This window comes from Slackia equolifaciens (genome assembly GCF_003725995.1).
Classification (GTDB): Bacteria; Actinomycetota; Coriobacteriia; order Coriobacteriales; family Eggerthellaceae; genus Slackia; species Slackia equolifaciens.
Genome location: NZ_QIBX01000001.1, coordinates 164,928 through 177,578, shown reverse-complemented (window position 1 = coordinate 177,578; position 12,651 = coordinate 164,928). Strand labels below are relative to the sequence as shown.

11 protein-coding genes and 1 pseudogene are annotated in these 12,651 nt (G+C 60.8%); 11 read left to right on the top strand and 1 reads right to left on the bottom strand.

Translation table 11 applies throughout. The features are described from left to right. The first annotated feature begins 6 nt into the window (after positions 1 to 6). The 7 genes and pseudogenes from DMP06_RS00715 to nrdG all read left to right on the top strand — a co-directional run bounded on the left by DMP06_RS00715 (position 7) and on the right by nrdG (position 7,413). On the top strand, positions 7 to 996 hold the full coding sequence (locus DMP06_RS00715; RefSeq protein WP_123207824.1) for an SOS response-associated peptidase family protein: 990 nt from the start codon (positions 7 to 9) through the stop codon (positions 994 to 996). Between the two features lie 338 nt (positions 997 to 1,334). Next, on the top strand, positions 1,335 to 2,036 hold the full coding sequence (locus DMP06_RS00705) for a flavodoxin (RefSeq protein WP_181442999.1): 702 nt from the start codon (positions 1,335 to 1,337) through the stop codon (positions 2,034 to 2,036). Next, a pseudogene (locus DMP06_RS11850) lies at positions 2,033 to 2,101 on the top strand (twin-arginine translocation signal domain-containing protein); the annotation flags it as partial. The gene DMP06_RS00705 and the pseudogene DMP06_RS11850, both read left to right, overlap by 4 nt. Before the next feature lie 20 nt (positions 2,102 to 2,121). After that, entirely contained in the window at positions 2,122 to 2,571 is a 450-nt protein-coding gene (locus DMP06_RS00695; protein WP_123207822.1) for a DUF362 domain-containing protein, read from the top strand. A gap of 154 nt (positions 2,572 to 2,725) precedes the next feature. Further along, positions 2,726 to 3,694 carry an aldo/keto reductase gene (locus DMP06_RS00690; RefSeq protein ID WP_220092513.1) on the top strand — a complete coding sequence of 323 codons (969 nt, stop codon included), beginning with the start codon at positions 2,726 to 2,728 and terminating at the stop codon, positions 3,692 to 3,694. Between the two features lie 671 nt (positions 3,695 to 4,365). Further along, the gene (gene nrdD, locus DMP06_RS00685; RefSeq protein ID WP_123207821.1) at positions 4,366 to 6,588 is read left to right on the top strand and encodes an anaerobic ribonucleoside-triphosphate reductase; all 2,223 of its coding nucleotides are present in this window, start codon (positions 4,366 to 4,368) and stop codon (positions 6,586 to 6,588) included. Positions 6,589 to 6,840: 252 nt separating this feature from the next. After that, complete coding sequence (gene nrdG, locus DMP06_RS00680) at positions 6,841 to 7,413, top strand: anaerobic ribonucleoside-triphosphate reductase activating protein (protein WP_123207820.1); 573 nt, start codon at positions 6,841 to 6,843, stop codon at positions 7,411 to 7,413. A 443-nt stretch (positions 7,414 to 7,856) separates the two neighbouring features. Here the strand turns inward: nrdG and DMP06_RS00675 are convergent, their stop codons facing one another. Further along, entirely contained in the window at positions 7,857 to 8,594 is a 738-nt protein-coding gene (locus DMP06_RS00675) for an acyl-[acyl-carrier-protein] thioesterase (protein ID WP_123207819.1), read from the bottom strand. Positions 8,595 to 9,586: 992 nt separating this feature from the next. On the opposite strand from DMP06_RS00675, the gene DMP06_RS00670 reads away from it, so the two are divergent. From DMP06_RS00670 to DMP06_RS00655, 4 genes are all read left to right on the top strand, one after another. After that, on the top strand, positions 9,587 to 9,829 hold the full coding sequence (locus tag DMP06_RS00670; protein ID WP_123207818.1) for a helix-turn-helix domain-containing protein: 243 nt from the start codon (positions 9,587 to 9,589) through the stop codon (positions 9,827 to 9,829). Continuing rightward, positions 9,774 to 10,370 carry a substrate-binding domain-containing protein gene (locus DMP06_RS00665; RefSeq protein WP_161957765.1) on the top strand — a complete coding sequence of 199 codons (597 nt, stop codon included), beginning with the start codon at positions 9,774 to 9,776 and terminating at the stop codon, positions 10,368 to 10,370. Before DMP06_RS00670 ends, DMP06_RS00665 begins: the two co-directional genes overlap by 56 nt. Before the next feature lie 173 nt (positions 10,371 to 10,543). Beyond that, positions 10,544 to 11,485: a serine O-acetyltransferase gene (locus tag DMP06_RS00660; protein ID WP_123207816.1), complete on the top strand. Its 942-nt coding sequence runs from the start codon at positions 10,544 to 10,546 to the stop codon at positions 11,483 to 11,485. Positions 11,486 to 11,624: 139 nt separating this feature from the next. Continuing rightward, positions 11,625 to 12,530, top strand: a complete 906-nt coding sequence (locus DMP06_RS00655; protein ID WP_123208044.1) for a patatin-like phospholipase family protein — start codon at positions 11,625 to 11,627, stop codon at positions 12,528 to 12,530. Positions 12,531 to 12,651: the final 121 nt, after the last annotated feature.

Here is a 12,651-nt window from a genome sequence, read left to right as displayed (position 1 = left end):
CCGGCCGTGTGCAGACGGTTTTTTACGCTCACCTGGGATGAGGCGCTTCAGGCGGCTGCGTTCGTGGAGGCCGTGTCCCCTGTGGTCTCTCAGGCGGAGTGGCCTGCGGCCGTCCAGTCCGAGTCGGGACGTTTTGCGCCTGCTGCCAAGACCTTGGGGAACTCCGCTGGCTCTGAGGCCGACGGCGCCCAGTCGGGGTCCATTTGGCCTGCGGTCGAAGATCTGTCATGTCGCGCCCAGGCGGTTCCCGGCGATGGGGTGCTGGTGCTTCTGGGGGAGCCCGCCGGTCCGTCGAGCTCCATGTGGTTTCGTCCGGTGGAAATGATCTGGGGATATGCCGCTCCGTGGAAGCAGGGCGGAGCGGGTCTTGTGTACAACGCGCGCATCGAGAGCGCGCTGGGCAAACCGGAGGGCATGTGGGGCGAGTCCGTTCGACGCCGCCGCTGCATTGTTCCCACCTGGGGGTTCTTCGAATATCACGACAAGGAGCGTGTGCCCAGCCCTAAAACGGGTCGACCCGTGAAACGGCCCTATCTATTTGGCTCGGTTCCCCGGGATTGCGGTTCTGATGCGGCGGCGCGTGACGCTGGGGCAATGGCCCGCGATGCCCGTCCTGAGGCGGCGGCTTGCGACGGAGCTTCATCAAACGCTGCCTATCTCACGTTGCTTGCGGGCATTTACGAAGACGGCCGCTTCGCGGTGGTCACGTGCGAGCCTACGCCCGACGCCGCCGCGGTGCACGACCGCGTGCCACTTGTGCTTGAGCCTCATGAGGCGGGGGTGTGGCTTGGCGAGGGCTATGCCGTGCTCGCCAACCGTGCAGGCGTGCGCTTGCGCATCGAGCCCGCACGGTCGCCCGATGCCGCGCGAACCAAAGCGGGGGAGAGCCCCGATGGGTTTGTGCGCGTCGGCTTGGGGCCGAGCTTGTCTTTGGACGCCGCTCGTGCTGCGGGCGCCGACTCGCAGGGAGAAGGCGGCCAGCTCTCGCTTTTCTGAGTGCCCCGCCTGTCCCTGGGTGCGATGGCCGCGTTTGCGCCTTGGGCTGCGATGGCTGCGTTTGCGCCCTGGGGCTGCGGTTCGCTGCCGGCGGCGCCTCTTGCCGTCTTCGGCGCCGCGTTTGCGCACCTTGGGTTGTGGCCGGGCCCGCTCACCGCTGCGCGCGTTCCTTCCTTCCTTCCTTCCTTCCTTCCTTCCTTCCTCTTAGGCTTCATTCTTTTAAGCCTGAATTAATGTCTATGGATTCTGACAATATGTCATTTTACCTCTTGACTTTGAGCGCGCTCCAGCATGTACCTTGCGTATCGCAATGATGTTTCAAGAAGGAGGCAAAAAGCATGGCGAGCCAGGGAAAACTTACGCGCAGGCAGTTCGCAAACGGCATGGCGGCACTTGCGGTGCTTACTCCCATGACGGCGTTTCTAGATTCATGCGCTTCGAGCGACAACGGGACGCCAGATATTACAGGGCAGGAAGGGCAGGACGCCTCCAGCGAGGCCGATTCTGCGCAGGAGCAGCAAGCGGCGCCCGAGGAGCAGACGAGCGATTCGTCAGGGCGAATTCTGGTGGCGTACTTTTCGGCATCGGGCAATACGGAGGGCATAGCTCAAGCAATTGCGGATGAGCTTGGTGCCGACGTGTTTTTCATAGAGCCGACCGACCCCTACACCGAAGAGGATCTGGGCTACAACAACTCCGACAGCCGCACCAGCCGGGAGCGCGATGACCCCAATCGCTCGATTGAGCTCGAGCGCATCGTCCCCGACGGCTTCGATTCGTACGACACCGTGTTTTTGGGGTATCCCATCTGGTGGGGCAACGCCTCGTGGGTGATGGACAATTTCGTTTCCGGCAATGATTTCACGGGCAAGACGGTGATTCCTTTCTGCACCTCGGGATCTTCGCCCATCGGGTCGAGCGCTGAGGACTTGGCCGCCATGGCGGGCACCGGCGAATGGCTCGAGGGTCGACGCTTCGGCGCTGGAGCGGGAAAGCGAGCACTATTGCGAGAAAAGTGCGGGAAAGCGAGGAAGGCATGAGCACCATTACAAGACGGACGTTTTTGCAGGGTGCCGCAGGAGTGGGTGCGGCGGCTCTGACGGGCGGAATTCTCTCGGGCACGCGATGGGCGGCTTTGGCGGCGCGGTCAAAAACTGCTCAATCGGAATTGCGTCAAGCGAAGGCAAGGTGCTCATCCACAGCGCCGGCGCTTCTACCACCTCGTGGGGCAGCCCCGCGCAGGACGATTTTCTGGAATCTATGGCCGAGGCTACCAAGGCGGTTTACGACTACATGGGCGGGTACATGGCGTTCATCAACGTGATGAACAATCTTTCGGTGGATTGCGACTGCGACAGCCATCCTGCCGATCCCGACATGGAGGATATCGGCATTCTGGCTTCTATGGATCCGGTGGCCCTTGACCGCGCATGCGTCGATTTGGTGTGTGCCGCGCCCGACGGCGCCTCGCTCGTCGAGCACATGGAGAGCCGCAACGGCGCCCATACGCTCGAGCACGCCGAGGCTATAGGGCTGGGAAGTCAGACGTACCGGCTTATTGATTTGGATGTTTAAGTGTCGCGCGCTCTGCGTGGGTAGCGCGCCGGTGGATGCAGCGGCTGTGCAGCGCGATGCGAGCGCCGCGCCGCACATTTCGGGTGGTTGATGGAAGGAGATACGACATGCAGTATACGAAGCTCGGTCATTCGGGCATTGAGGTTTCCAGGCTGTGCCTGGCGGAATGAGTTTCGGCGAGCCCGATCCGGGATTTCATCAGTGGACCATCGGCGAAGACGAGATGCGTGAGGTTATCGGGCGCGCCTGGGAGTTGGGCGTGAATTTCATCGACACGGCAAACTGCTATGCGAAAGGCACAAGCGAGCTGTTCATCGGGCGGGCGCTTCGCGAACTGGGCATTCCGCGCGATAAGGTGGTGCTGGCGAGCAAGGTGTACTTCAACGAGGGAAGGCTGTCGCGCGAGGCCATCAATCGCGAGATAGACGGCACACTCGATCGTTTGGGTACCGATTACCTTGACCTGTACATCATCCATCGGTTTGACTACGACACGCCCATCGAGGAGACGCTCGAGGCGCTTGACGGGCTGGTGCGCGCGGGCAAGGTGCGCGCTCTGGGGGCGAGCGAGATGTACGCCTACCAGCTCCACTCCATGCAGGTGTGCGCCGAGCGAAACGGCTGGACGAAATTCACCAGCATGCAGTGCCACTACAACCTGCTCTATCGCGAAGACGAGCGCGAGATGATTCCCGTATGCCGCCAGTTCGACATGGCGCTCATGCCCTATAGCCCCATGGCTTCGGGCCATTTGGCGCGCCCCACGTGGGAGGCCGACACGGCCCGCGCCACGACCGATGCCGTGATTCGCAACAAATACGACGCCGCAAAGGCGGCCGACATGCCCATAGTGGAGCGCGTTGCCAAGGTCGCCGCCGATCATGGCGTGCCTATGGCCCAGGTGGCGCTCGCCTGGCATTGGGCGCGCGGAGTCGAGGCCCCCATCGTGGGATGTTCTAAGCCCGCGCGCGTCGATGACGCAGTTGCCGCGCTGGATGTGAAGCTGACGGAAGACGAGGTTGCGTATCTGGAGGAGCCGTATGTAGCGCATGAGCTGGTGGGGCCCTTGGGGCGGCCCGGCGAGAAGGCGCTTGCCGGAACCACCGACCCCAACGCGAAATAGGCGCAAGGTAGCCGCTCGACCGTTTTAGGCCTGAAGGGATGATGGGCAAGTCATTCTTTCAGGCCTATTTTTTATGTCTTGGTCCATTCGTACCCACCTGCAACGATGCTTTATTCCAGATGATTTGCGGTATGCACACTTGCAAATCTTTTGCAAAGTCAAGTCTTTACGGAGCGCTTTTTTATGTTTTCGCAGGTGCCGCATTGTGTATTTTTTCGTAGGCGGCCCTCAAAAAAGTTTTTCTTTCGTGCCGACCTGCACAAACATAATAAAGTGGTCATTTGAGCAAGAAAACACAATATCTTGTGCCCGTTTGGGGTTATTATGTGACGGCACCAAAAACCTTGCTCCGCTATCTGGAGCGGGGTTTCTAAATGCTATCATTCCGGTATCAATTGACGAGGATGCCTGCAGCTCTTGGGCATGGCAGGCAGCATATTTGCGCACTCCAGAAAGCTTTCTTTTGGAAACTTTCCATAAAGGAGAAACTGGGGTTTGCGCAAAGCGTCTGCGGCACGCGGTACGGGTACCAGGTGGCGTTGGCGTGTGGCATGTCGATTCGCGGCGATGGGCGGCATCGAGCGGCAGGCAATGCCCTAAAGAGGTTATACGGTGTCGGCGTAAGCCGGCAGCAGGCAAGTGGCAAAGGACAAAGGTCAGGAGATTTCGCCATGAAGATTATCAAGCGCAGCGGTTCGGAAGTCGCTTTTGACATCGATAAAATCGTGCGCGCCATCGAAGGCGCCAACAACGAGGCGGAAGCCCCCGAGCGCCTGACCGCCGACCAGATCGCCTTTGCCGCCCACAGCGTGGAGTGGCTGTGCGAGCGCGCTGGTCACACCGTGTCTGTGGAAGAGATTCAGGACATGGTGGAGAACCAGATTATGGCCCTGGGCCGCTACGATGTTGCCCGCCGCTACATCATCTATCGCTATGTGCAAAGCCTCAAGCGTACCGCCAACACCACCGACGACCGCATCCTGTCGCTGATCGAATGCAATAACGAAGAGGTCAAGCAGGAGAACTCCAACAAGAACCCCACGGTTAACTCCGTGCAGCGCGACTACATGGCAGGCGAGGTGTCTAAGGACCTCACCATGCGCATGCTGCTGCCTCAGGACGTGGTGAAGGCCCATGAAGAGGGCATCATCCACTTCCATGATTCGGATTACTTTGCTCAGCACATGCACAACTGCGACCTGGTGAACCTTGAGGACATGCTGCAAAACGGCACCGTCATCTCCGGCACCATGATTGAGCGTCCGCACAGCTTCTCTACGGCGTGCAACATTGCAACGCAGATCATCGCTCAGGTGGCCAGCTGCCAGTACGGCGGCCAGTCCATTAGCCTTACGCATCTCGCGCCGTTCGTTGACGTGAGCCGCCAGAAGATTCGCCGTCAGGTGCTTGACGAGATTAATACGCTTGGACTCGAGGCTTCGCCCGACAAGGTGTCCGAGGTGGTTGAGAACCGTCTGCGCGATGAGATTCGCCGCGGCGTGCAAACCATCCAGTACCAGGTGGTCACGCTCATGACCACCAACGGCCAGGCGCCCTTCGTTACCGTATTCATGTACCTGGGCGAGGCGCGCACCGATGCCGAGCGCCACGATCTTGCCATGATCATCGAAGAAGTGCTGCGCCAGCGCTACGAGGGCGTGAAGAACGAGGCCGGCGTGTGGATCACCCCGGCGTTCCCCAAGCTCATCTACGTGCTCGAAGAGGCCAACATCCACGAGGACAGCCCGTACTTCTACCTCACCAAGCTGGCCGCTAAGTGCACCGCCAAGCGCATGGTGCCCGACTACATCTCCGAGAAGAAGATGCGCGAGCTGAAACTTTCCAAGGGCGAGAAGCCCGGCGAGGGCGATTGCTACACCTGCATGGGCTGCCGCAGCTTCCTGACGCCCGACCGTTCGGGCAACGGCTTTGACAACGTGGCAAACGCCGGCAACTATGAGCCCGGCAAGCCGAAGTACTACGGTCGTTTCAACCAGGGCGTGGTCACCATCAACCTGGTGGATGTGGCGTGCTCCTCGGGTCGCGACATGAATAAGTTCTGGGAGATCTTCGACGAGCGCCTGGAGCTGTGCCACCGTGCGCTCATGTGCCGTCACGAGCGCCTGAAGGGCACGCTTTCTGATGCGGCTCCTATCCTGTGGCAGTATGGTGCGCTGGCCCGCCTCAAGAAGGGCGAGACCATCGACAAGCTGCTCTACGGCGGCTACTCCACCATCAGCCTGGGATACGCCGGCCTGTACGAGTGCGTGAAGTACATGACGGGCAAAAGCCACACCGATGAGGAGGCCACGCCGTTCGCCATGCAGGTCATGCAGCACATGAACGACAAGTGCGCCGAGTGGAAGGCCGAGAGCAACATCGACTTCTCGCTGTACGGCACGCCGCTTGAGTCCACCACGTACAAGTTCGCGAAGGCCCTGCAGCGTCGCTTCGGCGTGATCGAGGGTATCACCGATAAAGGCTACATCACCAACAGCTATCACGTGCATGTATCCGAGGAGATTGACGCTTTCACCAAGCTGAAGTTCGAGAGCGAGTTCCAGCAGCTTTCTCCCGGCGGTGCGATCAGCTACGTCGAAGTGCCCAACATGCAGGACAACCTGCAGGCCGTTATTCGCGTGATGCAGTACATCTACGACCACATCATGTACGCCGAGCTCAATACCAAGAGCGACTACTGCCAGGTGTGCGGCTACGACGGCGAGATTCAGATCGTAGAGGACGACGGCAAGCTGGTGTGGGAGTGCCCGCATTGCGGCAATCGCGACCAGGAGAAGCTCAACGTGGCGCGCCGTACGTGCGGATATATCGGAACCCAGTTCTGGAATCAGGGCAGGACTGAAGAGATTAAGGATCGCGTCCTCCATCTGTAATTGGGGCGTTATCAAAGGGGGAAGAGGAAGGGAAACATCCCTTCCTCTTCCCCCTTTGGAACCCCTATCTCTATCCCTCGCCCCAGTCCATGAGGGAAACCGGATGCTTAAAGTCCCATTGCCCACCGAAAGAGATGCAGCGAGGGCGTGGCGCGTGGCTGCTCGCTTGTCGAGCGGTCACTGGTAACCGCACGCGTGTTGTCTGGGGGTATGCGCCGCACCCTCGCGGTGGGATACGCAAAGGAATCGACTATGAATTACTCCGAAATCAAATACTGCGATATTGCCAATGGCGAAGGGGTGCGGACCTCTTTGTTTGTTTCGGGGTGCCGGCGCAAGTGCCCGTTCTGCTTTAACGAGGAGGCCCAGAACTTCGCGGCGGGCAAGCCCTTTGATGCGGCGGTTGAGGATGTGATTCTGAAGAGTCTCGAGCCTGAGTACGTGGACGGACTCACGCTGCTTGGCGGCGAGCCTATGGAGCCTGAGAACCAACGCGGGCTGGTGGGCTTCGTGGAGCGCGTGAAGGATCGCTTCCCCAGCAAGAGCATCTGGTGCTTCACGGGCGATGTGCTCTCGGAACTCGAAGAGGGCGGTCGCCATCATACTGAGGCGACTGATCGACTGCTTGCGTGCGTGGACATTCTGGTGGATGGGCCTTACGTGCAAGCGCAATACGACATCACGCTGCGTTTCCGCGGGTCGGCCAACCAGCGCATCATCGACCTGAATGCCACGCGCGCCGCATCTGCCGAGAGGGGCGTGCCCTTGAGCGAAGCGGTGTGCCTGTGGCAGGACGATCCGGTGTTTTCCACGCACTCGATGTAGAAGATCGCTTCGCGGCGATGCTTGCCGTGAGATATCCGAACATGGGAGCCTTTCGCGTGTTGGGCGCATGGCGCGTATTAGGACTTGCGGGTTTGCTGCGCGCTGCACTTGGGGCAGGTCACGCGCAGAGTGCCTTTGCCGCGAGGGCATGCCTCGGCCGCCGCGGCTGTCTGCATCACAAACGCAGCGCTTCAAAGAGCGCTCCGCCCCTTCGTTCCGTCTGCGTTTAGGGCGCATCGCGCGCTGGGGACAATGAAAACGATAGAGGCGAGGTGTGAATTTTTTCTATCCGGAGGGCTTCTGTTGCGCAATTGTCACGGTGCATCATGAAAACGCGCATAAAAAAACGCCCGCATACGGCATGGCGCGTATGCGGGCGAATGGCAACCTGAACTGGGCCTTAAGTAAATCGAACTCGAATTTGCGCCGGCCTGGCGCAGCGTTTAGCTCATAAGCTCGACCGCCACGAACTGTCCGCCCGAGGCATCGCGCAAGTCCACCACGTACCTATCCGGCTCCTGTGCGACAAAGGGGTGCACCACATCGCCTAAAACGGCAGCGCGTCGGTAATCCACGCGTACGATGCGCGGCTCTATGTCGCGGGGCAAGAGCTCGGTGGCCATTTGGATGTATTGGCAATTGTTCACGTGCTCGTTGGTGTCTATCATGCTGCGGAGCACCGCGAAGGGCTCGTGCTCCTCGGCGCCTTCCGGCACAGACACCCTGTGCGCTTCGGGCGGCATCTCAAGCGGCGCGCCCAGGCCGTAGCGCTCCACGTGCTCGGGGGCGGGTTTCGCCGGCTTTCCCTTGGCAAGGTCCATGAACACCCAGCTCGAATCCGCGCGCGCTATGATGCGGCCGGCTCCATCCTTCATGTAGAAATTTCGGTTCGCCATAAGCCCGCGGAACTTGTAGGCGAAGGTGCCCACGGCTATTTCTTCGCACAGTTCGGGGTAGCGGTCGACTACGATTTGCCAGTGGGAAAGCACCCACGCCTTTTGCTCGCTTTTAAGCCACGCCATGCCTACGCCCAGCACTTCAGATTGGAACGTGCTGCAGTCTTGGAAGTAATTGACCAGGGCCGGCAGCGTGAGACGCCCCCGATGGTCCACCTCGCTGTAGCGCACGCGCGCCTCAAATTCGAACGCGGGGCCTTTAAGGCATTCTCTGATGTCATCCATGCTCGCTCCTTGATCGCATTGCGTACTGCTAGGGGAGTATAACGCGAGGGTATGAAGCGCAGCGGCAGATGGGGATTCGTTTTCGGCTCGTTGTCGATGCGGGTGTCCGTCTTTCTTGCCACGCGCCCCGGAGGTGGATGCGCATGAAAAAAGGCGACTGCAAGAGCCGCCTTTTCGCGTGTATTCAGGGTGTCGGGTTGCGCTTTGGGCCGTCGCGTTGTGCCGTTGCGTTGGGCTTACGCTGGGCCAGAGCCGCAAGTTTGGCTATTCCACGCCCACGATCACATCGGTGGACTTGACGATGGCGAGCGCTGCGGCGCCTTCGGCGACGGAGGAGATGGTGCCCTTGAGCTGATTGCGAGCGGAGATTTTCATGACAGTCCTTTCTTCGTTTGGTGCGGCCCCATGCTGCCTGCTTTGCTGAGCGCGCTGCGGGGCGGTGTGGCCGCGTTGCTTGACGGGATGCAGTATGCCTGCGGAAAGTCACCCTGTGAAGGGGTCGGACGAAACACGCCCCTGGTCGTTTCGTTTCGTCACGTTTCGCACAACGGGCCTCTTTCATGTGTGAAGGAGCCGTGAAGCGCGTGGCATCGAAGGCCGGCGCGGCGGCGGCGTTCGCGGCGCGGTGCGTTGCGATGCGGGCGTCCCGTTCGCCGCCCGGTTGTTTTCGGGCGGACGGGACCCCTGCGCGATAACGGGGCGCAAGCGCGAACGATCGAATGCGTCGATCGCCGCTCCTGTCATGGGTGGTGTTGCTGCGACTGGGTTTTGGGGCGCGCCCCCTTGCTTGTCTCGGCGCGCGGCTCATATACTCTTAGGCAAGAATATTTATAATTCAGAATACTATTGAGCTCGTATAATGAATGTATTCAAGAACAGCTCGCCGCCGCACAGGCCCAGCCCGCCGCTGCGTTCGCTTGACGCGGCACCTTGCGCGGGCGCATCGGCGTGCAGGCGAGTGCCGGCGGCGGTGAGCGGAGTTAGAGGACGGTATGCCAGAGTCGGATGCGCTTACGGCAGACGAGGTCGCGCAATTGTTGCGCGTGAGCAGGAATACAGTATACAACCTGGTAAAACGCGACGAGCTGGCATCGTATTACGTAGGTCGCAAGATGCGCTTCTCGCGCGCAGATGTGGAAAACTACATCGCCCGATCGGCTGTGTCGGCAAAGGCCGCCGGTGCAAAAGGGTTCACAGCGGGGGCGGGCGCAAGCGGCGCTCACGCATCTGTATGACCGATCGGGCGCATACAATGCGGCATTTGTGGAGCGCATCATGCCTGGCATGCCCGTGCGCCTGGTTCGCCTGGTGCGCCGCAGGCAGGGACTCATTGTGGCAAAGGGCAATCCAAAGGGTTTGCGCGCCTGGGTCGATCTAGGGCGAAGCGACGTGCGCATCGCTAACCGTGAGCGCGGGTGCGGATCGCGCGTGCTGCTTGACGAGAAGCTCGCCGAATGCGGGGTGAGCCGTACGTGCGTGGCGGGCTATGGCAGGGAGCACCCTTCGGCGCTCTCGGCCGCATCGCTTGTGGCGCGCGGGGCGGCCGACGTGTGTGTGGGCTCCGAGCGCGTGTTCCACCAAGTTGAGGGCATTGACTTTCTGCCCTTGCAGGACGAGTGGCTCGATATCGCCCTGTCGCTTGAATCGCCCGCATGCGAACGCGTTGCCGATGCGGTGTGCCGCCTGGTCAGGACGCGCCCCTTCCGTCAAGAGGCGGGACGCATCGTGGGTTACGACGCGTCATGCATGGGCGAAGTGGTGCTTGAGCGCCGATGAGCAGCGTCCGTTGTGCTCCTGGGGAGGAAATATTGGTAGCTGGCCAATTCGCTCGCTCGCGAGGCGGGGTTGACTGCTAAGATTTGCGAATACGCGTGCGCAGGCCGCCCCGCTCGGGGCTGTTCGGCTGCGCTCGCGCGACCAATTCAGCTTTCCGCACGAATCGAGGCACCATGCATACCGAGAACCTTGACGCGATCGTCGAATCCATCGCGCAAAACTACCGTACTTCGCCCGAGATCTTTTTCACCGATCCCGATCGCCACTTTCCCAACAAGAAGAACGTCGAAGGCATCCTCAAGAGCCTTCGACGCGTGATGTTCCCCAGCTACTTTGGCGATGAGGCCCCTACGGGCGCCAAGCCGGAGTACTTCATCGGCGAGATGCTCCTTCGCATCGAGGACTCGCTGCGTCGCGAGCTGCGCGAGGCGTTCTTGTTCCGCGCGGGAAAGGGCGATGAAATGAACCAGATCGCTCCCATCGCATACGAGGACGTTGATGCGCGTGTCGAGGAGGTGTGCACCGCGTTCATGAACCGCCTTCCCGAGGTGCATCGCATCCTGCTGACCGACGTGCAGGCGGCCTTCGACGGCGACCCGGCCGCCCAGAGCAAAGAGGACATCATCTTCTCGTACCCCGGCTTCTTCGCGGTGTTCGTGTACCGCATCGCCCACGAGCTGTACGTGCAGGGCGTGCCGGTTATCCCGCGCATCATGAGCGAGTATGCGCACAGCGGAACGGGCGTTGACATAAACCCCGGCGCGCAGATCGACGAGTACTTCTTCATCGACCATGCTACCGGCGTGGTAATCGGCGAAACCACCACCATCGGCAAGCACGTGAAGGTGTACCAGGGCGTCACGTTGGGTGCGCTCTCCACGCGAGCGGGCCAGCAGCTTGCGGGCGTGAAGCGCCATCCCACCATCGAGGACAACGTGACCATCTACTCGAATGCGAGCGTCTTGGGCGGCGAGACCGTAGTGGGCGCGGGCAGCGTCATCGCAGGCAGCGCCTTTGTGACCGAATCGGTTCCGGCGAATTCGCGCGTGAGCGTGAGCGGCCAGAAGATTTGCGTGCGCGCTCCCAAGAAGAGCGCTGCCAGCTGGGAACTGTAGGACGCAAGCAGGGCGAGGCGCGCCATCGACCTGTCGTCGGAAAAGCCGCACGGTACATATGCGAAACGTTGAGAGCCGCCCGATGTGCGGCTCTTTTCGCGATGCAGGGATATGGCGGAAGACTATAATCACGTGCATTATGAAGAATTGCGAAATCAACATTCCCGACGTCGCGCTGATCATCGAAGGCGGTGGCATGCGTGCCAGCTATACGGCGGGCGCCATCGTCACTATGCTCGAGCGCGAGATGAACTTCGGCAAGGTGTACGGCATATCGGCAGGTTCCAGTCATACGGTGAACTATCTTTCGCGCGATATCGCTCGCACCAAGGCGGCGTTCGTGGACATCGTTAAAGATCCGGATTTCGGCGGCGTGGGCAGTTTCCTGCGCGGAACGGGCTACTTCAACGCGCCGCATCTCTACGAGGGCCTGGTGGAAGACTACGCCGGCACCGACGAGGTCATGGCATACGATTGGGGGACGTTTTGCGCGAACCCTGCCGATTTCCACATCGAGGCGTTCGACTGGGAGACGGGCGAGACGGTGGCCTGGACGCGCAAGGACGTGCAAACGCCGCGCGACCTGCTGCTGCGTGTGCGCGCGTCATCCAGCATGCCCATCTTCATGCCTCCTGTGACTTTCGGCGGCCGCACGTATCTGGACGGCGGCATGGGGGAGAGCTGGGGAATTTGCCTGCGCGCTGCGCAGCGTGACGGATTCAAGCGATTCTTCATCGTGCGCACGCAGGAGCGCGGTTATCGCAAGAAGCCTGTGAGCGCGTTCGAGGCGGCGCTCATGAGAGCCGTATTCGGAAAGCATCCCCTGGTGGCCGAGCGCACCATCGAGCGGTGGCGGCACTACAACGCGCTGCTCGACGAGATCGACGCGCTGGAGGCGTCCGGCGCGGCGTATGTGTTCTACCCCGAGAAGATGGATGTGACCAATAAGACTTCCGATTTGGCCAAGCTCCAGGCCGCATACAACCGCGGCTACGCACAAGCGCAGCGCGAGGCCGACGCCTGGGAGAAGTGGCTGCGAGGATAGCTGCTGCGTGCGGCTTTCCGTCGCGCTCTACGCTTATCTGCGCACATTTTTGACTCGCCGTGGATGCTTTATGGGCGGCGAGTAACGAGTTCGTGGACAATTCTGCCCCGTCTTCTGCGGA

What these genes read in the sequence shown, in the direction of transcription:
- DMP06_RS00655 (WP_123208044.1), top strand. Translation starts at nt 11,625, where the DNA reads ATGAAGAATTGCGAAATCAACATTCCCGACGTCGCGCTGATCATCGAA.
- DMP06_RS00675 (WP_123207819.1), bottom strand. Translation starts at nt 8,594, where the DNA reads ATGGATGACATCAGAGAATGCCTTAAAGGCCCCGCGTTCGAATTTGAG.
- DMP06_RS00660 (WP_123207816.1), top strand. Translation starts at nt 10,544, where the DNA reads ATGCATACCGAGAACCTTGACGCGATCGTCGAATCCATCGCGCAAAAC.
- DMP06_RS00695 (WP_123207822.1), top strand. Translation starts at nt 2,122, where the DNA reads ATGGGCGGCTTTGGCGGCGCGGTCAAAAACTGCTCAATCGGAATTGCG.
- nrdG (WP_123207820.1), top strand. Translation starts at nt 6,841, where the DNA reads ATGAATTACTCCGAAATCAAATACTGCGATATTGCCAATGGCGAAGGG.
- DMP06_RS00670 (WP_123207818.1), top strand. Translation starts at nt 9,587, where the DNA reads ATGCCAGAGTCGGATGCGCTTACGGCAGACGAGGTCGCGCAATTGTTG.
- nrdD (WP_123207821.1), top strand. Translation starts at nt 4,366, where the DNA reads ATGAAGATTATCAAGCGCAGCGGTTCGGAAGTCGCTTTTGACATCGAT.
- DMP06_RS00705 (WP_181442999.1), top strand. Translation starts at nt 1,335, where the DNA reads ATGGCGAGCCAGGGAAAACTTACGCGCAGGCAGTTCGCAAACGGCATG.